Source organism: Streptomyces sp. NBC_01408 (assembly GCF_026340255.1).
Lineage (GTDB): Bacteria > Actinomycetota > Actinomycetes > Streptomycetales > Streptomycetaceae > Streptomyces.
Genome location: NZ_JAPEPJ010000001.1, coordinates 1,382,430 through 1,402,241 on the forward strand (window position 1 = coordinate 1,382,430; position 19,812 = coordinate 1,402,241).

Sequence of the window (19,812 nt, forward strand, 5' to 3'; positions counted from 1 at the left end):
AGGTCGGGCGGCTGCCCGTGGCCACCGCCAGAGAGGTGCTCAAGCACGTCGACGACGACTCCCTGGGCAGGACGATCCGCCTCGGCGCGGCCCTGTGGGCGCTCCCGCAGGGGCCCGAACTGGACACACCTGAGGGGAGGAAGGACACCGGCGGGGACACCGCCGGGGAGGGCGGCGGGAAGCGCGCGGAGACCCCGGACGGGGCCGGAGACGCCGCGGGCGCCGGGGACGAGGACCCCGCCGTGGTCACCGCGCGGCAGGAGGTGGACCGGCTGCTGGAGATGCTGGGCTGGTCGACCGCCCGGGACCTTGCCCCCCTCTCCCCGGTCCACCGCTCGCTGGTGGTGGCGGTGGCCGCGCCGATCCGGCTCGACTACCCCTGGGACGCCGAACTCATGGCCCCGTACGCCCGCCTGATGCACCAAGTGGCCGTCTGTGACCTGGACTTCGTGGAGACCTACCCCACCGAGGCGGAGAAGGTGGAGACGGCGGTCGCGTCGGCGATCCTCTTCGAACCGGTCCTGCGGGCGATGCACCGGCTGGCCCAGGAAGAGGAGTCGGCCCGGCGCTACGGGCTCGGACCGCCGGGAGGCCGAAAAGCGCCCCTCCGGGACCGTCCGGGCCCGGAAATGTCAGACCAGCTCCGTAGATTGGGGACATGACAGAGATCGCGACCGCAACTCGCGCCGCCACCGCCGAAGCCGTACAGGACGCCCCGGGCAGCATCATCACGCTGCTCACGGACACCCCCGAGCTCACCTGCAACACCGCCACCTTCGACGAGGGCGCGGTCGGCGCTCCCCCGCACTTCCACACCAGGGCCACCGAGTTCTTCCACGTCACCGAGGGCCGCCTCGACGTCCTCGTCGGAGACGAGGTCCAGACCCTCGACGCCGGCGACTTCATCGCGATCCCCCCGGGCGTCAAGCACGCCTTCGCCCCCGCCCCCGGCCACACCGCCAGCGTCTTCGTCGGCTTCACGCCCGGCATGGACCGCTTCGACTACTACCGCCTGCTCGGCCGGGTCTTCGCGGGCGAGGCCACCGTGCAGGACATCAAGGACAGTTCGGCGACCTACGACAACCACTACGCGGAGAGCGCCGCCTGGTCCGGCCGCCGTCGCAGCGCGGAGCCGTAGACCACGTCCGCGTCGAGCCTGCGCAGTTCCTCCGCGATCAGCTCGGCCCCGCTGCGGACCTTCAGCGCCACCCTGCGGTCGGGGCTCCCCGGCAGGATCAGGGTGGCCAGCGCGCCCCCGGGACGGTCCACGCGTATCTCGCCGCCCGTGGTCTGGAGGCTGACCCCGGTGATCACCGGGCCGTCGGTCGCCACGCGGGCGACCGGCACCCCGAGCCGGTCCTCCAGCCAGCGCGCCAGCAGCTCCGCGCTCGCGTTGTCGGGCTCGCTCTCCACCCGCGCGCCGGTCACCGGCAGCGGTTTCTGGTCGAGAGCGGCGGCCAGCAGGGCCCGCCACGGCGTCAGTCGGGTCCACGCCAGATCGGTGTCACCGGGCTGGTAGCCGCCCGCCCGGACGTCCAGCACGCCCACCGGGTCCACGGCCGCGGCCGCGTCCGTGATCCGGCGCTGCGCCAGCGCGCCCAGCGGGTCCCCCGCCAGGTCGGCCGGTGCGTCGCCCGGCCACCACGCCACCACGGGCGCGTCCGGCACCAGCAGCGGCAGGACGACCGAACCGGCCTGGTCGGTCAGCGCCCCGTGCAGCCGCAGCAGGATGATCTCGCCGGTCCCGGCGTCCGAACCGACCCTCAGCTCGGCGTCGAGCCGGGTCGCCCGGCGCTGGTGCGGGCCCCGCGAGGTCCGCTTGATCACCGCGATGATGCGGCACGGGTGCTCGCGCGACGCCTCGGAGGCCGCGCGCACGGCGTCGTACGCGTTCTCCTCGTCGGTGACGAGGACGAGGGTCAGCACCAGCCCCATCGTGGGGCTGCCGATGGCCCGGCGGGCTTCGAGCAGGGCCCGGTTGACCTTGCTGGAGGTGGTGTCGGTGAGTTCGGTCCGCATACCCACGAGTCTGTCAGCGCCCGCCCCGGTCCGGGCACCCGGTTCACTCGATTCCTCCTGGACCGGCCCGCGCCGGACCGGCGTATGTCACCTGCGTTCGGCTGCGTCACTCATCTGCGCCGCCGCGCCGTACCGAAGACCGACCGCGAGATCTCCCGGCCCAGCTGGGTCCCGATGGACCGGGCCAGCGAGCGGAACAGCCCGCTGCCCACCACCTGTTCGGCCAGCGAGGGGTCCGGCTCCGGGGCGCTGCGCCCCGCCTTCTCGGCCGCCTTGGCCTGCTTCTCGGCCTCGGCGGCGGCCGCGGCCGCCTCCGCCTGCGCCTCGGCGGCGGCCTGCTCGGCGCTGATCTTCTCGTACGCCGATTCGCGGTCGACGGGCTCCGCGTACCGGGAGTACAGCAGCGAGGACTTCACCGCCTGGTCGAGGGCGGTCGGTTCGACCGGCCCCATGAGCGACTGCGGGGCGCGCAGCCGGGTCGCCGCGACCGGCGTCGGCGCGCCCTTCTCGCTGAGCACGGTGATCACCGCCTCGCCGGTCCCCAGCTGGGTGAGCAGCTCTTCGAGGTCGTAAGGGGAGCGGGGGAAGGTCCTCACGGTGGCCTTCAGGGCCTTGGCGTCGTCGGGGGTGAAGGCGCGCAGCGCCTGCTGCACCCGGTTGCCGAGCTGGGCGAGGACGTCCGCCGGTACGTCCTTGGGGGTCTGCGTGACGAAGAAGACGCCGATGCCCTTGGAGCGGATGAGGCGCACCGTCTGGGTGACGGAGTCCAGGAAGGCCTTCGAGGCGCCATTGAAGAGCAGGTGCGCCTCGTCGAAGAAGAAGACCAGCTTGGGCTTCTCCAGGTCGCCGACCTCCGGCAGGTCGGTGTAGAGGTCGGCGAGCAGCCACATCAGGAAGGTGGAGAAGAGCTGCGGTTTGTCCTGGACCGCCGGGAGTTCGAGTACGGAGACCACTCCGCGCCCGTCGGCGGCCGTGCGGAGGAACTCACTGGTGTCGAACTCCGGCTCGCCGAAGAACTCGGCCGCCCCCTGCTGTTCGAAGGCGGTGAGCGCCCGCAGGATCACCCCCGCGGTCACCGTGGACAGTCCGCCGATGCCCTTGAGTTCGGGCTTGCCCTGGTCGGACACGAGGAAGGCGACGACGGCCCGCAGGTCCTTGAGGTCGATCAGCTCCAGGCCCTTGGTGTCGGCGTAGTGGAAGATCAGGCCGAGGGACTGCTCCTGCGTCTGGTTGAGCTGGAGCACCTTGGACAGCAGCACCGGGCCGAAGGCGGTGACGGTCGAACGCACCGGGATCCCGGGGCCGATCCCGCCGAGCGAGTAGAACTCACTGGGGCATCCGGTGGGCTCCCACTGCTGCCCGACCTCTTCGGCCCGCTGCGCGATCGTGTCGTTCGCGGTGCCCGGCACCGAGATCCCGGAGACGTCGCCCTTGATGTCCGCGAGGAAGACGGGGACGCCGCCCTCCGACAGCTGCTCGGCGATGAGCTGGAGGGTCTTGGTCTTGCCGGTGCCGGTGGCGCCCGCGACCAGCCCGTGGCGGTTGAGCATCGACAGGGGGATGCGGATCTGGCGCTCCGGCAGCACGTGGCCGTCCCAGAGGAGGGCGCCGAGGTCGAGCGCGGGGCCGGTGAAGGCGTACCCGGCGGCGATCGCGGCGGCGGGACCGGCGTCGGCCTCGGTCGCCTCGGCCGCGTCGGCCGCCTCCGGGGCGGTCGCCGGGCCCGTCCGGCCCGTCGGAACCTCTGGGTCCGTGCTCTCGCTCATTCATCGCTCCCGAATTGGTGCTCTTTGCCACTTTTGCACCGACGCAGCAAGGCTGCGCCCGCAGGCACCGGCCCGGTAGGCTTTCCGTGTGATCTTCAAGCGCATCGGAAACGGGAGGCCGTACCCCGACCACGGCCGGGAAAGCACCCGTCAGTGGGCGGACGTCGCGCCGCGCCCGGTCCGGCTGGACCAGTTGGTGACGACCAAGGGACAGCTGGACCTCGAAACGCTGCTCGCCGAGGACTCCACCTTCTACGGCGACCTCTTCGCCCACGTCGTCAAGTGGCGGGGTGACCTCTACCTGGAGGACGGGCTGCACCGCGCCGTACGCGCGGCCCTGCAGCAGCGTCAGGTGCTGCACGCCCGCGTCCTGGAAATGGACTGACGCCGACGCGGAGCGGCTTCCGCTTCGCGCAGATTGCGCCTTTCGGGTCACCATTGACCTATCAGCAGATCATTTAGTAGGCATCGCCACCGGGTCGCACTACGCTGCGCCCATGAGCATGCTCACTCCCCCCGGCATGGGCGGAAAGTACCGCGTCACGGGAGCCGCCTACCCCCGCCTGAGCCGTAAGCGGAGCCGTCGTCGCATCGTCTTCGCCGTGCTCGGCTCGGTCCTTGCGCTCGCCCTGCTCAGCTACGGGGCACTGCAGCTCATCGACGTGTTCCAGGGCGACAACGCCAAACGGAACACTGCTGCCGGCGCCAAGGACTGTCCGACCGCGGCTGCCGAACGGGCCGCCAAGGGCGCGCCCGTGGCGGCCTCGGCCCCACCGGCGGTCAAGCTCCCCCAGCCCGGCGAGATCACGGTCAACGTCTACAACGCGACGCCCCGCGCGGGTCTCGCCAAGGCGGTGGGCGACGAACTGCGCAAACGCGGCTTCGCCGTCGGCAACGTCGGCAACGCCCCCGCCGACTTCGACAAGAAGGTCCCCGGCACCGGGATACTGCTGGGCTCCCCCGCCACCGACAAGGCGGTCTTCTCCGTCCTGGGCACCCAGCTGGCCGGCACCACCCAGCAGACCGACACCCGCGAGGGCGCGGACGTCGACCTGATCCTCGGTGACGCCTTCACGGAGCTCAGCACGAAGGAGGACGCGGACAAGGCGCTGGCCGTACTGGCCAACCCCGTGCCCGCGCCCGCCAAGAACTGCTGAGGACCGGGACGCCGCAGGACGACGGCCCGGCCGGGGACTACTCGGCCGAGCCGTACATCCGGTCGCCCGCGTCGCCCAGCCCCGGCACGATGTAGCCGTGCTCGTTGAGCCGCTCGTCCACCGCGGCCGTCACCACCGTCACCGGCGTGCCCGCCAGCTCGCGCTCCATGATCTCGACGCCCTCGGGCGCGGCCAGCAGCACCACGGCGGTCACGTCGTCGGCACCGCGCTTGATCAGCTCACGGATCGCCGCGACCAGGGTGCCGCCGGTGGCGAGCATCGGGTCGACGACGTAGACCTGCCGGCCCGAGAGGTCCTCGGGCATGCGCGTCGCGTACGTGGAGGCCTCCAGGGTCTCCTCGTTGCGGACCATGCCCAGGAAGCCCACCTCGGCCGTCGGCAGCAGCCGCACCATGCCGTCGAGCATGCCGAGGCCGGCCCGCAGGATCGGTACGACCAGCGGGCGCGGGTGCGAGAGCTTCACACCGGTGGTCGGGCCGACCGGGGTCTCGATGTCGGCCTGCTCGGTGCGCACGTCCCGCGTCGCCTCGTACGCGAGCAGGGTCACCAGCTCGTCGGCGAGGCGCCGGAAGGTGGGGGAGTCGGTGCGCTTGTCGCGCAGCGTGGTGAGTTTGTGCGCCACCAAGGGGTGATCGACGACCTGCAAACGCACAACATCCTCCAGAATTCAGCCTGCGACCAGCGAAAACGGCCGCCCGACGCGACCCACACCCAAAAGGCTACGCGCTGACACGACCCCTTCGCGTCCGAAGCGGCGACCGCGCCCGCGCGGCCGTGCGGATGCGCCCCGCGCGGCCGCCCAGCACGCTGGACAGGTGAACAGCGCACCGGTCATCGCGGCCGTCGACGGATCCGAGCACAGCCTGGGGGCCCTGGAGTGGGCGAGGGCCGCGGCCCTGCGGCACGGGACGGGGCTGCTCATCGCGCATGTGCTGCCCGACCACGCCCAGTTGTACGCGGGACGCCGGGCCGCCCTGCACGACGCCTCCCAGCCCGAGAAGTTCGCCGACCCGGTACGGGACCGGATCCTGGCCCTCTTCGGCGGCGGGCCCGACTTCCCGGAGGGGGTCCGCTACGAGGCCCTGGAGGGCTCCGTACCCGAGGCGCTGCGGGTGATCGGGGCGGAGGGCCTGATGCTGGTCATGGGGTCCCGGGGCCGCGGCGGCTTCGCCACCCTGCTGCTCGGCTCCAGCAGCCGCGCCGTGGCCACCACCGCGCCCTGCCCGGTGGTGGTGATCCCGCACGCGGAGCGGCGCGCGGACCCCGCCGACGTGGCCGGCGAGCCCTCCGTCGGCCGGGTGGTGCTCGGGCTGCACGCCGCCGAGACACCCGACGACGTCCTCGAATTCGCCTTCGCGGAGGCGGCCGCGCGGGGGACCACCGTCCAGGTGGTCTCCGCGTACGCGATCCCACCGGCGCCGACGATGGTGATCGACAGCCCCTTCGTAGTGGTCCCGCCGGAGGGGCTGGCCGACGGCGGGGACGCCGTGCCGGCCGAGCGGGAGATGGTGCGGTCCCAGACGGAGCGGCTGGCGCCCTTCCGCACGCGCCACCCGGAGGTCCCGGTCGAACAGGCCGCCGTGCCCGGGGACGCGGCGGGGCGGCTGGTCACCGCCTCCCGGTCGGCCGCCCTGGTGGTCGTGGGACGCCACCACCCGCGCCGCCACGGCAGGTCGCTGTTCATCGGCTCGGTGGCGCACGCGGTCCTGCAGCACGCCCACGGCCCGGTGGCCGTCGTTCCGACGCTGCACGACGACGCCTGAGCCGTCCGGCCCTCCCTCCTGCCGCTCCCACCTCTCTGACCTGCACAGGGGTGGCATCAATCGGGCCGTCCGGGGGAAGGTGGGTGCAGGGGGGTCTGCTTCGCGCCGGCGGAGGAGGACGACCGGACCAGCCGGGGTGGTGGCCGATGCCCGAGACGCAGCCGAGCGAAGAGAGCGAAGAGTACGAGACGCCGGAGACCGCGGCGCAGCGCAGGGCGCGGCGCGCGCAGTTCCTGCGCGACCTGAGCGAGGCGCGCGAGCTGCGCGACCGGGTCCAGCCCCGCCGCGCCCGCGCCGCCCGGATGCGCCAGCAGATGCGGATGCGCACCTTCCGCTGGTGACCCCGTCCGCCGCGGCCTGGGGAGCCGAAGGGCCCGACCAGGTGAACGGGACACGCCAGCCCCCCGCACCGAATCCGGCCGGTTTCCCGCACGACCGCACCGCCACCGCCCCGGACCCCCGCGCGAGCGCGTCCCACCGCCCCGCAGCGCAACCCGCGCAGGCCCCGCCGGGGAGCCGCCGCCACCCGCCCCGCGGCCTCCGTACGCACCGCGCGGCGCACGGCACGGCACGACGCAAGCGCGGAAGACCTCTCGCAAAGCCGCCGTTTCTGCCACGATGCCGATTGGGCGGGGCACGGACGGCGAGCACCACGGCCGTTCCACCCCAACCTCCGGCCGGGGGGACCTCCAACCGGCATGCCTAAGACCAGTGGGAGAGTCACGGTGTATTTCGCCGCACTGCTCGCGCGCACCGAAGACGGGTGGGAAGCGAGCGACATGGAACTCGACGACGTCGAGTCCCTCAGTGATCTGATCGATCTCGCCCGTTCCGCCGCTGTCGACGACGACACGGTGGTCGCCCTCATCGAGCAGGAGGACGCCTGGTTCGGCGTCATCCGCGTGGACGGGGAGGAGGACCCGCGGTACTTCGTATCGAACGCCTCCCTCGCCGCCCGCAGCTCCTACGGCTCGATGCTTACCAAAGAGCTGCTGGGCAGCGACGAGGAGGACGACGAACTCGACGAGCTGGACCTGGACGGCACCGAGGACGGCGAGGAGGAACCCATCGCCGCGTTCACGGACGAGGACGACGACCAGGACGAGGCGGGCGGGACCGGCACGGAGCCGGTACCGGCCGGTCCGCTCGGCGATCCCCGGCTGCTGGACGACCTCGGGGTGACCCACAAACAACTGATGACCCTGGACGGGGACGCCCTCTCGGAGATCGCCGACTCGCTCGGCGCCACCGAGGTCCTGGAGGCCGTCCGCTAGTGACCGACCCGCAGGTGACCCACAGACACGACACGCAGGGCCCCGATCCCGTACGGGACCCGTGGCGGGACTCCATGCGCCTGGCGCTCCAGGAGGCCGCCCGGGCGGTGCCGGCCGGCGACGTGCCGGTCGGCGCCGTCGTGCTCGGCCCGGACGGGGAACTCCTCGCCACCGGGTACAACGAGCGCGAGGCGTCCGGCGACCCGACGGCGCACGCCGAGGTACTGGCGCTGCGCCGGGCGGCCGCCGCGCTCGGGGAATGGCGGCTTCCGGGGTGCACCCTCGTGGTCACCCTGGAGCCGTGCGTGATGTGCGCGGGAGCGCTCGTGCAGTCGCGGGTGGCCCGCGTCGTCTACGGCGCGGACGACGAGAAGGCGGGCGCGGCCGGGTCGCTCTGGGACCTCGTACGGGACCGCAGGCTCAACCACCGGCCCGAGGTGGTCCGCGGCGTCCTCGCCGAGGAGTGCGCGCGGCAGCTGACGGATTTCTTCCGCGGGCTCTGACCGGCCCTCCGGATACGGATTTCGGCACACGGGGCACCTTGGGCTAAGCTCTCTCTCGGTAGCGTGTCCGAGCGGCCGAAGGAGCACGCCTCGAAAGCGTGTGATGGTGCAAGCTATCCGTGGGTTCAAATCCCACCGCTACCGCTCTGAAACCGAGAGCCCCGCCCCGCAAGGGTCGGGGCTCTCGGCGTTCGCGCGCCCGTTCCGGCTCCCTTCCGGCTCCCTTCCGGCTGCCCTCCGATTCCCGTCCGGCTCCCGTCCGGCGGACAGCCGCGTGACCGCGCGGTGCGGCAGCCGTTGTCACGGCATGACCAAGACCCAGCGCATGCTCGCCGCCCTCGCCCTCGCGGGGGCCGCCGCGGGCTTCGCCGCTCCCGCCGCCTCGGCCGCCCAGCTCGCCCCCCTCGCCCTCCCGGACCTGCCGACGGCGGCCCCGGGCATGCCGGCGGGGGCCCAGCCCGCTTCCGTCCAGGAGATCGGCGCAAAGCTCAGCGAGGGGGCCAACCAGCTCAACCAGCTGATGGAGCTGCCGAACCACCTGGCCCCCGTGATCGCCCCCGTACAGCCCCTCACCGACCTGGCCGGCGGCATCGAGTAGCCGCGTGTCCGCCCGCCCCCGGACACGCGAAGAAGGCCCCGACCGGAGTCGGGACCTTCATCGTGTGGGACGGGGGAAGTGGCATCGGGGGGACAAGCCACTTCCCCCGACGAGGACGGAACCTGCCAGTCCGAGCCGCAGTCAGGGGGAAGCTTGCGGCTCGGACCCCGCAATGAGGTCCTGTCCCTCACCCACCGGTTTCCTGCCAGAACCGGTGGGCTCACATCAATCCTGCGCCCACCGCACCCGCTCTCGCCGCGGCAAAGGACCCGTTGCGCCGGGCCCTTGGTCCTTAAAGACCGGGTGAGTGTCCGAACATGACCGGTTAGACTCCACCGACTTCGCAGTACCGGTTGGGGAGGCCGACACCGTTCATGGACACCAAAAAGCTCATCACGGGCGTCCTCACCGTGTTCGTCCTCTTCGTGATCATCACCCAGCCCAAACGGGCGGCCGAGATGGTGGGAATAGGTTTCCAAGGCATATCGGATGCCGCATCGGGCATCGGCGAGTTCATGACCGAACTGGTGCGCTGAACCCGTACGCTGAGGCGGTTTTCCCGACTCCCCAGCCCCCCACTCCAACGGGTGGGGGGCTTTTCGCACCCTATCGATGGGCATAATGCCCACTTATGCCCAACTTGCCCTCAACACGGTGATATACGGTGCTTGCACACAGTGCACATGTCTTGTGATGCTATGACCGCTTTTGACGGATGAGTTGACTGAAGGGGTGGCGTGACCGTGCCGGCCAGTACTGCGCCTCAGGTGCCCCCTCAGCAAGACCCCCAGGTGCCCTCCCAGCAGGAGCCCCGCCAGGAGCCGCGTCAGGAGCTCCGTCAGGAGCCGCCCGAGGAGCCCCCGGTCGCGCCGAGACCGCCCAGCCGGGGCGCGGACACCCGGGCCCTCACCCAGGTCCTCTTCGGCCAGCTGAAGGGCCTGGAGCCGGGCACCAGCGAGCACACCCGGGTGCGCGGGGCCCTCATCGAGGCCAACCTCCCGCTCGTCCGGTACGCGGCCGCCCGCTTCCGCAGCCGCAACGAGCCGATGGAGGACGTGGTCCAGGTCGGCACGATCGGGCTCATCAACGCCATCGACCGGTTCGACCCGGACCGGGGCGTGCAGTTCCCGACCTTCGCCATGCCGACCGTCGTGGGCGAGATCAAGCGCTACTTCCGGGACAACGTCCGCACCGTCCACGTACCGCGCCGCCTCCACGAGCTGTGGGTGCAGGTCAACGCCGCCACCGAGGACCTCACCACCCTCCACGGGCGCACCCCGACCACCCCCGAGATCGCGGAACGGCTGCGGATCAGCGAGGACGAGGTGCTGTCCTGCATCGAGGCCGGGCGCTCGTACCACGCGACCTCGCTGGAGGCCGCCCAGGAGGGCGACGGGCTGCCCGGACTGCTGGACCGCCTCGGCTACGAGGACCCCGAGCTGGCCGGCGTCGAACACCGCGACCTCGTCCGCCACCTCCTCGTACAACTGCCCGAGCGCGAACAGCGGATCCTGCTCCTGCGGTACTACAACAATCTGACGCAGTCACAGATCAGCGCTGAGCTCGGCGTCTCCCAGATGCACGTCTCCCGGCTACTCGCCCGGAGTTTCGCCCGACTGAGATCCGCAAACAGGATCGAGGCGTAACCGGAACGAGTGGAGATCATCTACCCGTTTCCTGACAGAACAGGCTGATCCCTCTCCGACCTCCTCTGTCGCTGGAGATATATGTCGACATGGCGCTACAGCGTGTTGCCGACATGTGACATTCTGCTGGAACCGCGTTTGCCGCAGCCCCGCCTCCGGTATTCAGGTGGAGGCTGCGTTCCTCCGACGGGCGCGCCGTACGCGACCGTCCGCGACCTCAAGGGGGTGGCATGTCCGTAGACCAGGGCAGCTCCAAGGTGCTCACGCTCGTCAAGAGCCCGGCACCGGCAGCTCCGCCAGCGTCTGACCGCTCGGAAGCCATCGACACCCGCACCCTCTCCCGCTCCCTCTTCCAGCGGCTCGCCGCCCTGGACGCGGACAGCCCCGACCGCACGTACGTACGCGACACCCTGATCGAGCTGAACCTGCCCCTGGTGCGGTACGCCGCCGCCCGCTTCCGCAGCCGCAACGAGCCGATGGAGGACATCGTCCAGGTCGGCACGATCGGCCTGATCAAGGCGATCGACCGGTTCGACTGCGAACGCGGCGTGGAGTTCCCGACGTTCGCGATGCCGACCGTCGTGGGCGAGATCAAACGATTCTTTAGGGACACCTCCTGGTCCGTCCGCGTCCCGCGCAGGCTCCAGGAGCTGCGCCTCGCGCTGACCAAGGCCAGCGACGAGCTCGCCCAGAAGCTGGACCGCTCGCCGACCGTCCCGGAGCTCGCCGCCGTGCTCGGGGTCTCGGAGGAGGACGTGGTCGACGGGCTCGCCGTCGGCAACGCCTACACCGCCTCCTCGCTCGACTCGCCCTCCCCTGAGGACGAGGGCGGCGAGGGCTCGCTCGCGGACCGCCTCGGCTACGAGGACACCGCGCTCGAAGGCGTCGAGTACCGCGAGTCCCTCAAGCCACTGCTCGCCAAACTCCCGCCCCGGGAACGGCAGATCATCATGCTGCGGTTCTTCGCGAACATGACGCAGTCGCAGATCGGCGAGGAGGTCGGCATCTCCCAGATGCACGTCTCCCGGCTGCTCACCCGGACCCTCGCACAGCTGCGCGTGGGTCTCATCGGCGAGTGATCTGAGCCGTCCGGCCGGACAGGGTTCCCAATTGACGGAGCGTCAGGAAAACTGGCGCGATGCGAACGGGATCCCGCACGGCCGCCCTCCTCGCCCTGTGCTGCACGGCCGCCGCCGGCCTCACCGGCTGCGGCGGCCCCGCACGGGACGGCTACGTCGCCGTGGGCGCCGCGGCCCCGGGCCCCGAGCGGGGCGCGGGGGAGAACGTGGCGCCGCAGGGGCGGGTCGAGTTCCAGCAGCTCGGCGGCCCGTCCGCGGCGGGCGGCTCCGCCGCCTCGGCCGAAGCACCGCCCGGCCCCTCGGCCGGCACACCGGCGGGCCCGCGGGCCGGTACGCCGTCCGGTGCGCCGTCCAGTACGCCGGGATCCACGGCGCCGCGCGGCTCCGCGGCCGCACCCGGCAGTGCGACGGGACCGGGCCGGGGCCCTGGCGGCACCGGTAGCCCCGCGGGGTCCGGCACGCCGGGTACGCCTGTGCCCGGCACCCCTGGCGGGCCGGGCACCGGCACGCCTGGCACGCCCACGAACCCGCCGGCCACGCCCGGCACGAAGCCTCCGGCCACTCCGGCGCAGCTGACGCTGTCCACCCCGGTGCGGGCGGCCGCGGCCGACCGCTGGTGCGAGCTGGTCACCGTCACCTTCACCAACACCGGCACCACCGCCGCCCGTTCCGGCACGGTCAGCTTCGCGACCCACATCATCGGCGCCCTCGGCGTCGACTGGGCCACGATCACCACGACCCAGCCGCTTCCGGCACCCGTGCCGGGCGCGGGCGCGAAGACGCAGACCTACACGGTGTGCGTGGACGCCTGGCGCGTCCCGCTGGGCATGCACGTGGAGACCCGGAAGGTCGCCGCCGGCTGGAGCTGAGCCGCGACGACCGGATCAGCGCAGGGCGAACCACAGGGCGGCGCCGAGGACGAGCGCCAGCGCGAAGGCCAGGCCCAGCCACACGGCCTTCTTCGAGCCGGCCTGCTGCTGCTCGGCGCGGCGCTGCCGGCGGGCTCCGGGGCCGGCCTGCCTGACCGGCGCGGCCTCCTCCACGAACGCCCGGAACATCTGAGTGCTGCCCGCGGGGTCGTAGTTGCCCTCGGGGCCCTGTGAGTTGTGGTTCGCAGCCATGGGGCAGGACCCTAGCGGGTTTTCCGATTCCTTTACCGCCCCACCCCCCGGATTCATTTGCCTGTAGCAACCATCCGCTTCTATGGTTGCTTTAAGCAACAAGATGGGGGGCTGCCCGGTGACCACTTCCACCGCTCCGCCGACGTCGGCTTCGACCGCTCCGTCGGCGCCGTCGGCGCCATCGGCGCCATCGGCGCCATCGGCTCCGGCGGTTCCGGCGGTTCCGGACACCGGCGGCCGGTACCAGGAGCTGGCCCGCCAGCTCACCGGAGTCGGCGCGGTCAAGCGCGACCTCGCCCGCATCCTGCCCCCGGACTGCCCGCCCGGCGCCGCCGCCGTCCTCACCGTGCTCGACCGGCACGGCGAGATGCGGCTCAGCCGGCTCGCCGCGTTCATGGCCGTCGACATCTCGGTGACCAGCCGGAACGTGGCCCACGTGGCCGACCGCGGCTGGATCGAGCGCCAGGCCGACCCGGGCGACGGCCGCTGCCGGATCCTGCGGCTCACCCCGGCCGGGCGCGCGCTCCTCACCGAGCTCGGCGCCCGGTACACGGCCGCGCTGGAAAGAGCGCTGGCCGACTGGTCGCCCCAGGACATCGACGTACTGAACACCCTGCTGGCCCGACTCCGATCGAGCTTCTAGAACTGAGGAACCACATGGCTACGACCACACCCACCGGTGTGCGGGGAGGCGGCGGCCGGTCGGAGACGATGTCCGACAGCACGTCCATGACCCACCCGCAGATCATGAAGGCCCTGTCCGGGCTGATGCTCGGCATGTTCGTGGCGATCCTGTCCTCCACGATCGTCTCCAACGCCCTGCCCCAGATCATCAGCGACCTCGGCGGCACGCAGTCCTCGTACACCTGGGTGGTCACCGCGGCCCTGCTGTCGATGACGGCGACCACCCCCCTGTGGGGCAAGCTCTCCGACCTCTTCAGCAAGAAGCTGCTGGTCCAGATATCGCTGGTGATCTACGTCCTCGGCTCCGTGGTCGCGGGCATGTCCCAGAACACCGGCATGCTCATCGCCTGCCGCGTCGTCCAGGGCATCGGGGTCGGCGGCCTGTCCGCGCTGGCGCAGATCGTCATGGCCGCGATGATCTCCCCGCGCGAGCGGGGCCGGTACAGCGGCTACCTCGGCGCGGTCTTCGCCGTCGCCACCGTCGGCGGCCCGCTGCTGGGCGGTGTCATCACCGACACCGAGTGGCTGGGCTGGCGCTGGTGCTTCTACGTGGGCGTGCCCTTCGCGATCATCGCGCTGATCGTCCTTCAGAAGACACTGCGGCTGCCCGTGGTGCGCCGGGACGTCAAGGTCGACTGGCTGGGCGCCTTCCTGATCAGCGGGGCCGTCTCGCTGCTGCTGATCTGGGTCACGCAGGCCGGCGACTCCTACGAGTGGATCTCCTGGCAGACCTGGGCGATGACCGGCGGCGCGGTGCTGCTCGGCCTGCTCTTCGTCCTCGTCGAGTCCCGTGCGAGCGACCCGATCATCCCGCTGCGGCTGTTCCGCAACAAGACGATCACCCTCGCCTCGGCGGCCTCGCTGTTCGTGGGCATCGCGATGTTCTCGGGGACCGTATTTTTCAGCCAGTTCTTCCAGTTGGCCCGCGACGAGTCCCCGACGATGTCCGGAATCCTCACGATTCCGATGATCGGCGGGCTCTTCGTCTCCTCCACCCTTTCCGGTCAGGTGATCACCAAGACCGGTAAGTGGAAGGCCTGGCTCGTGGCCGGCGGCGTGCTCCTGACGGCCGGACTCGGCCTGCTGGGCACCCTGCGCTACGACACCCCGTACTGGCACATCGCGATCTACATGGCCCTCACCGGCCTCGGTCTCGGCATGATGATGCAGAACCTGGTCCTCGCCACCCAGAACCAGGTGGCCCCCGAGGACCTGGGCGCCGCCAGCTCCGTCGTCACCTTCTTCCGCTCCCTCGGCGGCGCCATGGGCGTCTCCGCGCTCGGTGCGGTCATGGCCAACCGGGTCACCCACTACGTCCAGGACGGGCTGGCCGCGCTCGGCCCGAAGGCCGCGGCCATGGGCCACGGCGGCACCGCCGGCGGCGGCATCCCCGACCTCGACAAGCTGCCCGCGCCGTTCCGCGAGGTCGTCGAGTCCGCGTACGGGCACGGCGTCGGCGACGTCTTCCTGTACGCCGCCCCGTTCGCGCTGCTCGGCCTGGTGCTCGTGCTGTTCATCAAGGAGGTCGCGCTGAAGGCGAACCCCGCGGCGCACGCCCCGGCGGCCGCCTCCGCTGCGGCCGGAACCGAGGGCACGGGGGACCAGGCACCCGCAGCACCCGCGGTGGCCGCTACGGCATCCGCTGCAACGGGATCCGCTTCTACGGCGGCGACTGCTGCGACTGCTGCGACTGCTGCGACCACGGTGGACGGGGCTCGGGGCTGATCCCGGAGCGCCACACCCCTGAGGCCACCGCCCGGTCACAGCACTAGGCGGTGGCCTTCGCCTCGATGCCCGCGATCAGGACCTCGATCGCGAGGCAGAAGTCCCCTTCGGGGGCCCGCCGGACTGTGCCGCCGCAGCCGTGCAGGAACTGCGAGACGGCCAGATGGGCTCCGGCCCGGGCGGCATCCGCCAGGCCGGTGGCGTCGAGCAGTTGCTGGAGGGTGGTGTCGAAGGCCCGGGCGTGGGGGCCGATGTTCGGGTAGGCCGCGGTGAGCGGGGCCACCCAGGGGTGATCCGCCAGCAGCCGCCGGTAGGCCCGGGCGAGCGCCCGCAGTCCGGCGGGCCAGCCCGCCACCGTCTGCTGGCCCGGCTGCCCTGGTTCCCTTGGCTCCCCCGGCCCTCCCGGCCCTCCCGGCCCTCCCGGCCCTCCCGGTTCGGGCAGGACGAGTTCGCCCAGGGCCCTGTCCAGGGCGAGTTCGAGCAGGTCGTGCCTGGTGTCCACGTACCAGTACAGGGACATCGCGGTGACCCCGAGCCCTGCGGCGAGCCGCCGCATCGAGAACCGGGCCAGCCCGTCGGCGTCGAGCAGCCGCACGGCGGCCGCGGTGATCCGCTCCCGGTCGAGGCCGGAGGGGGCCTCGCTGCGGCGTCTGGCGGGGGCGGCGGGCCGGGTCGCCAGCCACACACTGGCCCGGGTCTCGCCGGGATCGGCCGCGGTCACCATGGGAAGCCCTCCTCAGACGCCCAGGGTTGAGCCCGGTATGCCCGGTGCGCCCCCTTGATCCTAGGGGGTGGCGCGGGCCCGCGTGAGGAGTGGGATCCGGCCCGGGCGGAGGGAGCGCACCCCCCATCCGCCCGGGCGGTCCGCCGGTCTGACGGTCTGACGGTCTGACGGTCTGACGGGCCGCCCGTTACGGCTGCCCGGCTGTCAGGCCTTCGGTGCGGTGAGGTCGTAGAGGGTGGCTCCGCCGACCGTGCGCTCGGTGTAGTTCTCCTTCACCCAGGTCTCGATGGCGCTGCTGGTGCCGCCGCCCGGTCCGCCGCCCTGGCGCATCGCGGGCCCGTTCTCGCCGCCCTGCTCGGTCTGGCCGTTCGAGCCGGCCTGGCCGATGAAGTAGTGGATCCTCCCGGCCTTCACGTACTCCTGGAACTGCTCCAGCGTCGGCGACGGGTCGCTCCCGTTGAAACCGCCGATCGGCATCACCGGCTCGCCGGAGGCCAGCTGGTAGCTCGCCGCGTTCTGCGAGCCGATGCCGGCCGCTGCCCAGGTGTACTTCTCCGCGTCGGCGCGCAGGGCCGCCGTGGCCTCGGCTCCGACCCGGGTGCCGCCCAGCAGCCCGCCGGGGCCGCCCTGGCCCCCGCCGGCCCGCTCGGAGCCGCGCCCGGCCTGACCGGCCTGGGCTCCCTGACCGGCCTGGCCCTGGCCCTGGCCCTGGCCCGTCTGGCCCTGGCCCGTCTGGCCCTGACCGGCCTGGGCTCCCTGGCCGTCCCGGCCGCCGCCGGGGCCGCCCTGGGCAGCGGGGCCGCCCTGACCGTTCGGCATCGCCTGGCCGGGGCTGCCCTGGGGCGCCCCGCCCGGGCCGCCCTGGCCGCCCTGGCCGCCCTGGCCGCCCTGCGGCTGCTCGCCCCCCGCGCCGAGGCGCATCATCCCGCCGGGTCCGCCCCGGCCGCCCGCCACCGCCGGGCCCGCGGTCACGATCGAACCCGTATGGCCCGTGCTCACAGTGGTCAGGCAGTACGCCAACGGGCCCGCCAGGGCTGCGCCCAGGCCCAGTGCGGCCACGGCCGGCAGAGCCCGGCCGCCGCCCGGCCGGGCACCGGCCAGCAGCCCGGCCGCCGCGAGCACCCCGGCCGCCAGGACCGTCCAGCGCAGCCACGGCAAGTAGTCGGCGGCCCGGCCGAGGAGCACGTACGACCAGACGGCCGTCAGCACGAGCACGCCGGAGAGGGTGAGCGCGGCGGCCAGGCTGCCCCGCTCCTCCCACAGCACGGTGACGCCCATCCCGATCAGCGCGGCCACGAACGGCGCCAGCGCCACCGTGTAGTACTCGTGGAAGATGCCCTGCATGAAGCTGAAGACGAGCGCGGTGATCAGCAGCGAGCCGCCCCAGGCCAGGAAGGCCGCGCGCGCCATGCCCTCCAGCGAGTCGGTGGCCCGGCGGGCCCGCCAGGTGACCACCAGTCCCGCCACGAGCAGGACCAGGGCCGCGGGCAGCAGCCAGGAGATCTGACCGCCGATATTGCCCGAGAACAGCCGGTCGATGCCGGTCTCTCCCCAGCCTCCGCCACCACCGCCGCCGCGCCCGCCGCCCCCGACGCTGCCGGTCTCGTTGCCGTTGATCCGGCCCAGGCCGTTGTAGCCGAGGGTCAGCTCCAGGAAGGAGTTGGTCTGCGAACCGCCGATGTACGGGCGGGAGTCCGCGGGCCAGAGCTCCACCACGGCCACCCACCAGCCGCCGGCCACCACCATCGCGAGCCCGGAGAGCAGCAGCTGGCCGAGCCGCCTGCGCAGCCGGGTGGGCGCACAGACGGCGTACAGCAGGGCGAGCGGCGGCAGGATCACGAAGGCCTGGAGGGTCTTGGTGAGGAAGGCGAAGCCGACGGCGACACCGGCCCACACCAGCCAGCGGGTGTGCGCCCCGTCGAGGGCGCGCAGCAGGCAGTAGACGGTGACGGTCAGCAGCAGGGTCAGCAGCGCGTCGGGGTTGTTGAAGCGGAACATCAGTGCGGCGACGGGGGTCAGCGCGAAAGCCGCCCCGCTCAGCAGTCCCGCGGCCGGGCCGAACTGACGGCGGACGGCGGCGTAGAGCACGCCGGTGGTGGCGACGCCCATCAGGGCCTGCGGAACGAGGATCTGCCAGGAGCCCAGCCCGAAGAGCCGGACGGACAGCATCATCGGCCACAGCGCGGCCGGGGGCTTGTCGACGGTGATGGAGTTCCCGGCGTCGGAGGAGCCGAAGAAGAAGGCCTTCCAGCTCTCGCTGCCCGCCTGTACCGCGGCGGAGTAGAAGGAGTTCGCGTAGCCCGAGGACCCCAGGTTCCAGAGCAGCAGCAAGGCGGTGGAGAACAGCAGCGCGGCGAGGGCGGGCCGTTCCCAGACGGGCCGGCCGACGGCCGCCGTGGCGGCGGCCCTGCCGGGCGCGGGTGGGGTGAAGGCGGTGGGTACGGCCGTGGTCATCGGCCCTCCTTGGAGATGGGCGTCTTCGTATGGGCTGCGCGCCTCTCGGGAAAGACCCAGGCGCGGAAGAGCAGGAACCTCAGCACGGTGGCGGCGAGGTTGGCGGTGATCAGGACGGCCAGTTCGGTGCTGTGCCCGGGTTCCGCCGTGGCCGCGCCGAGAGCGGCGAGGGAGCCGCTGGTCAGGGCCAGGCCGATGGCGAACACCACCAGCCCCTGGGCCTGGTGGCGTACGGCCCGGAGACGGCCCCGGACACCGAAGGTCAGCCGGCGGTTGGCGGCGGTGTTGGCGACGGCGGAGAGCAGCAGGGCGGCTCCGTTGGCGAGCTGCGGGCCGGTTCCGGCGCGGAAGGCCGAGTAGAGCAGCAGGTAGAGCAGGGTGGACAGCGCCCCGACGGCGCAGAAGCCGAGGAGCTGGCGGGGCAGCCCGCGGTCCACGTCGGGAACGGCGGTGCGGTCGCGCGGGTCGTCACCGAAGGGCCGGGCGAGCCGGTCGAGCGGGAGCGCGCCGACGGCGAGCGCCCGGCCCACCCGCCAGACGCCCTTGAGGTCCTCGGTGGCCGTCCGGACGATGTGGACGGTGGAGTCCGGGTCGTCCACCCAGTCCACCGGGACCTCGTGGATCCGCAGCCCGGCCCGCTCGGCTAGCACGAGCAGCTCCGTGTCGAAGAACCAGCCCGAGTCCTCCACCAGCGGCAGCAGCCGCTCGGCTACCTCGCGGCGGATGGCCTTGAACCCGCACTGGGCATCGCTGAACCGGGCGGCGAGGGAGGAGCGCAGCAGGAGGTTGTAGGCACGGGAGACGAACTCCCGCTTCGCTCCGCGCACGACCCGCGAGGAACGGGCGAGCCGGGTGCCGATGGCGAGGTCGGAGTGGCCGGAGATCAGCGGTGCGACGAGCGGCAGGACGGCGTTGAGGTCGGTGGAGAGGTCCACGTCCATGTACGCGAGGACGGGGGCGTCGGAGCCGGACCATACGGTGCGCAGTGCCCGGCCCCGGCCCTTCTCCTCCAGCCTGGTGCTGCGTACGCCGTCGAGCGTGGCGGCGAGGGCGGCCGCGATCTCGGGGGTGCGGTCGGTGCTGGCGTTGTCGGCGACGGTGATCCGGAAGGGATAGGGGAAGGTGCGGCTGAGGTGGCCGTGCAGGCGGCGCACACAGGGGCCGAGGTCCTTCTCCTCGTTGAAGACCGGGATCACCACGTCGAGGACGGGCTCACCGGGCAGGGGCGCGAGGGGCGCCCGTGCCGGAAGGGCACCGGGAGAGGCGTCGGTTGACATG

Annotated in this window: 21 protein-coding genes, 1 tRNA gene and 1 pseudogene; 16 read left to right on the forward strand and 7 right to left on the reverse strand. The window is 72.4% G+C overall.

Going from position 1 to position 19,812, the window contains the following annotated elements:
- Positions 1-17: 17 nt before the first annotated feature.
- Positions 18-662 carry a transcriptional regulator gene (locus OG447_RS06475; RefSeq protein WP_266935452.1) on the forward strand — a complete coding sequence of 215 codons (645 nt, stop codon included), beginning with the start codon at positions 18-20 and terminating at the stop codon, positions 660-662.
- Complete coding sequence (locus tag OG447_RS06480) at positions 659-1,138, forward strand: cupin domain-containing protein (protein ID WP_266935453.1); 480 nt, start codon at positions 659-661, stop codon at positions 1,136-1,138. The genes OG447_RS06475 and OG447_RS06480 overlap by 4 nt, the downstream gene beginning before the upstream one ends.
- On the opposite strand, the gene opcA is transcribed toward OG447_RS06480, so the two are convergent.
- Both opcA and OG447_RS06490 read right to left on the reverse strand, forming a co-directional pair.
- Positions 1,087-2,019 carry a glucose-6-phosphate dehydrogenase assembly protein OpcA gene (gene opcA / locus OG447_RS06485; RefSeq protein WP_266935454.1) on the reverse strand — a complete coding sequence of 311 codons (933 nt, stop codon included), beginning with the start codon at positions 2,017-2,019 and terminating at the stop codon, positions 1,087-1,089. The genes OG447_RS06480 and opcA overlap by 52 nt on opposite strands.
- A gap of 110 nt (positions 2,020-2,129) precedes the next feature.
- The gene (locus tag OG447_RS06490; protein WP_266935455.1) at positions 2,130-3,785 is read right to left on the reverse strand and encodes a helicase HerA-like domain-containing protein; all 1,656 of its coding nucleotides are present in this window, start codon (positions 3,783-3,785) and stop codon (positions 2,130-2,132) included.
- An 88-nt stretch (positions 3,786-3,873) separates the two neighbouring features.
- On the opposite strand from OG447_RS06490, the gene OG447_RS06495 reads away from it, so the two are divergent.
- Both OG447_RS06495 and OG447_RS06500 read left to right on the forward strand, forming a co-directional pair.
- Entirely contained in the window at positions 3,874-4,170 is a 297-nt protein-coding gene (locus OG447_RS06495) for a type II toxin-antitoxin system VapB family antitoxin (RefSeq protein WP_009067182.1), read from the forward strand.
- A 112-nt stretch (positions 4,171-4,282) separates the two neighbouring features.
- Positions 4,283-4,942, forward strand: coding sequence for a LytR C-terminal domain-containing protein (locus tag OG447_RS06500; protein ID WP_266935457.1), 660 nt, complete (start codon positions 4,283-4,285; stop codon positions 4,940-4,942).
- A gap of 37 nt (positions 4,943-4,979) precedes the next feature.
- Here the strand turns inward: OG447_RS06500 and upp are convergent, their stop codons facing one another.
- The gene (upp, locus tag OG447_RS06505; protein WP_031141526.1) at positions 4,980-5,615 is read right to left on the reverse strand and encodes a uracil phosphoribosyltransferase; all 636 of its coding nucleotides are present in this window, start codon (positions 5,613-5,615) and stop codon (positions 4,980-4,982) included.
- A 163-nt stretch (positions 5,616-5,778) separates the two neighbouring features.
- Between upp and OG447_RS06510 the strand changes: the two genes are divergently transcribed.
- The 10 genes from OG447_RS06510 to OG447_RS06555 all read left to right on the forward strand — a co-directional run bounded on the left by OG447_RS06510 (position 5,779) and on the right by OG447_RS06555 (position 12,695).
- Positions 5,779-6,726, forward strand: a complete 948-nt coding sequence (locus OG447_RS06510; protein WP_266935458.1) for a universal stress protein — start codon at positions 5,779-5,781, stop codon at positions 6,724-6,726.
- Between the two features lie 146 nt (positions 6,727-6,872).
- Positions 6,873-7,067, forward strand: coding sequence for a hypothetical protein (locus OG447_RS06515; protein ID WP_266935460.1), 195 nt, complete (start codon positions 6,873-6,875; stop codon positions 7,065-7,067).
- A gap of 384 nt (positions 7,068-7,451) precedes the next feature.
- Entirely contained in the window at positions 7,452-8,000 is a 549-nt protein-coding gene (locus tag OG447_RS06520; protein ID WP_266935461.1) for a hypothetical protein, read from the forward strand.
- A 74-nt stretch (positions 8,001-8,074) separates the two neighbouring features.
- Positions 8,075-8,503, forward strand: a complete 429-nt coding sequence (gene tadA / locus OG447_RS06525; protein WP_266938778.1) for a tRNA adenosine(34) deaminase TadA — start codon at positions 8,075-8,077, stop codon at positions 8,501-8,503.
- A gap of 57 nt (positions 8,504-8,560) precedes the next feature.
- Positions 8,561-8,647: transfer RNA gene (locus OG447_RS06530), tRNA-Ser, on the forward strand.
- 163 nt (positions 8,648-8,810) lie between these two features.
- Positions 8,811-9,101: a hypothetical protein gene (locus OG447_RS06535; protein WP_266935463.1), complete on the forward strand. Its 291-nt coding sequence runs from the start codon at positions 8,811-8,813 to the stop codon at positions 9,099-9,101.
- 374 nt (positions 9,102-9,475) lie between these two features.
- Positions 9,476-9,637 (forward strand): hypothetical protein, encoded by a 162-nt coding sequence (locus OG447_RS06540; protein WP_167347253.1) that lies wholly within the window; start codon positions 9,476-9,478, stop codon positions 9,635-9,637.
- A 255-nt stretch (positions 9,638-9,892) separates the two neighbouring features.
- The gene (locus OG447_RS06545) at positions 9,893-10,747 is read left to right on the forward strand and encodes an RNA polymerase sigma factor SigF (protein ID WP_266938779.1); all 855 of its coding nucleotides are present in this window, start codon (positions 9,893-9,895) and stop codon (positions 10,745-10,747) included.
- 230 nt (positions 10,748-10,977) lie between these two features.
- Positions 10,978-11,826: an RNA polymerase sigma factor SigF gene (locus tag OG447_RS06550; protein ID WP_266935466.1), complete on the forward strand. Its 849-nt coding sequence runs from the start codon at positions 10,978-10,980 to the stop codon at positions 11,824-11,826.
- A gap of 59 nt (positions 11,827-11,885) precedes the next feature.
- Entirely contained in the window at positions 11,886-12,695 is an 810-nt protein-coding gene (locus OG447_RS06555; protein WP_266935467.1) for a hypothetical protein, read from the forward strand.
- A gap of 15 nt (positions 12,696-12,710) precedes the next feature.
- Here OG447_RS06555 and OG447_RS06560 read toward each other — a convergent pair whose 3' ends face one another.
- On the reverse strand, positions 12,711-12,947 hold the full coding sequence (locus OG447_RS06560; protein ID WP_266935468.1) for a hypothetical protein: 237 nt from the start codon (positions 12,945-12,947) through the stop codon (positions 12,711-12,713).
- Positions 12,948-13,197: 250 nt separating this feature from the next.
- On the opposite strand from OG447_RS06560, the gene OG447_RS06565 reads away from it, so the two are divergent.
- Together OG447_RS06565 and OG447_RS06570 are read left to right on the forward strand one after the other, a co-directional pair.
- Positions 13,198-13,590, forward strand: coding sequence for a MarR family winged helix-turn-helix transcriptional regulator (locus OG447_RS06565; RefSeq protein ID WP_266938780.1), 393 nt, complete (start codon positions 13,198-13,200; stop codon positions 13,588-13,590).
- Between the two features lie 14 nt (positions 13,591-13,604).
- A pseudogene (locus OG447_RS06570) lies at positions 13,605-15,173 on the forward strand (MDR family MFS transporter); the annotation flags it as partial.
- A gap of 226 nt (positions 15,174-15,399) precedes the next feature.
- Here the strand turns inward: OG447_RS06570 and OG447_RS06575 are convergent.
- The 3 genes from OG447_RS06575 to OG447_RS06585 form a co-directional block, all read right to left on the reverse strand.
- Positions 15,400-16,080 carry a TetR/AcrR family transcriptional regulator gene (locus OG447_RS06575; RefSeq protein ID WP_266935469.1) on the reverse strand — a complete coding sequence of 227 codons (681 nt, stop codon included), beginning with the start codon at positions 16,078-16,080 and terminating at the stop codon, positions 15,400-15,402.
- A gap of 204 nt (positions 16,081-16,284) precedes the next feature.
- Positions 16,285-18,534 carry a glycosyltransferase family 39 protein gene (locus OG447_RS06580; RefSeq protein WP_266935470.1) on the reverse strand — a complete coding sequence of 750 codons (2,250 nt, stop codon included), beginning with the start codon at positions 18,532-18,534 and terminating at the stop codon, positions 16,285-16,287.
- On the reverse strand, positions 18,531-19,811 hold the full coding sequence (locus OG447_RS06585) for a bifunctional glycosyltransferase family 2/GtrA family protein (RefSeq protein ID WP_266935472.1): 1,281 nt from the start codon (positions 19,809-19,811) through the stop codon (positions 18,531-18,533). The genes OG447_RS06580 and OG447_RS06585 overlap by 4 nt, the downstream gene beginning before the upstream one ends.
- Between the last annotated feature and the right edge of the window lies 1 nt (position 19,812).

Coding starts and splice junctions, on each gene's coding strand:
- OG447_RS06480 (WP_266935453.1), top strand. CDS start 659: ATGACAGAGATCGCGACCGCAACTCGCGCCGCCACCGCCGAAGCCGTA.
- opcA (WP_266935454.1), bottom strand. CDS start 2,019: ATGCGGACCGAACTCACCGACACCACCTCCAGCAAGGTCAACCGGGCC.
- OG447_RS06490 (WP_266935455.1), bottom strand. CDS start 3,785: ATGAGCGAGAGCACGGACCCAGAGGTTCCGACGGGCCGGACGGGCCCG.
- OG447_RS06500 (WP_266935457.1), top strand. CDS start 4,283: ATGAGCATGCTCACTCCCCCCGGCATGGGCGGAAAGTACCGCGTCACG.
- OG447_RS06515 (WP_266935460.1), top strand. CDS start 6,873: ATGCCCGAGACGCAGCCGAGCGAAGAGAGCGAAGAGTACGAGACGCCG.
- tadA (WP_266938778.1), top strand. CDS start 8,075: ATGCGCCTGGCGCTCCAGGAGGCCGCCCGGGCGGTGCCGGCCGGCGAC.
- OG447_RS06535 (WP_266935463.1), top strand. CDS start 8,811: ATGACCAAGACCCAGCGCATGCTCGCCGCCCTCGCCCTCGCGGGGGCC.
- OG447_RS06540 (WP_167347253.1), top strand. CDS start 9,476: ATGGACACCAAAAAGCTCATCACGGGCGTCCTCACCGTGTTCGTCCTC.
- OG447_RS06550 (WP_266935466.1), top strand. CDS start 10,978: ATGTCCGTAGACCAGGGCAGCTCCAAGGTGCTCACGCTCGTCAAGAGC.
- OG447_RS06555 (WP_266935467.1), top strand. CDS start 11,886: ATGCGAACGGGATCCCGCACGGCCGCCCTCCTCGCCCTGTGCTGCACG.
- OG447_RS06560 (WP_266935468.1), bottom strand. CDS start 12,947: ATGGCTGCGAACCACAACTCACAGGGCCCCGAGGGCAACTACGACCCC.
- OG447_RS06575 (WP_266935469.1), bottom strand. CDS start 16,080: ATGGTGACCGCGGCCGATCCCGGCGAGACCCGGGCCAGTGTGTGGCTG.
- OG447_RS06580 (WP_266935470.1), bottom strand. CDS start 18,534: ATGACCACGGCCGTACCCACCGCCTTCACCCCACCCGCGCCCGGCAGG.
- OG447_RS06585 (WP_266935472.1), bottom strand. CDS start 19,811: ATGTCAACCGACGCCTCTCCCGGTGCCCTTCCGGCACGGGCGCCCCTC.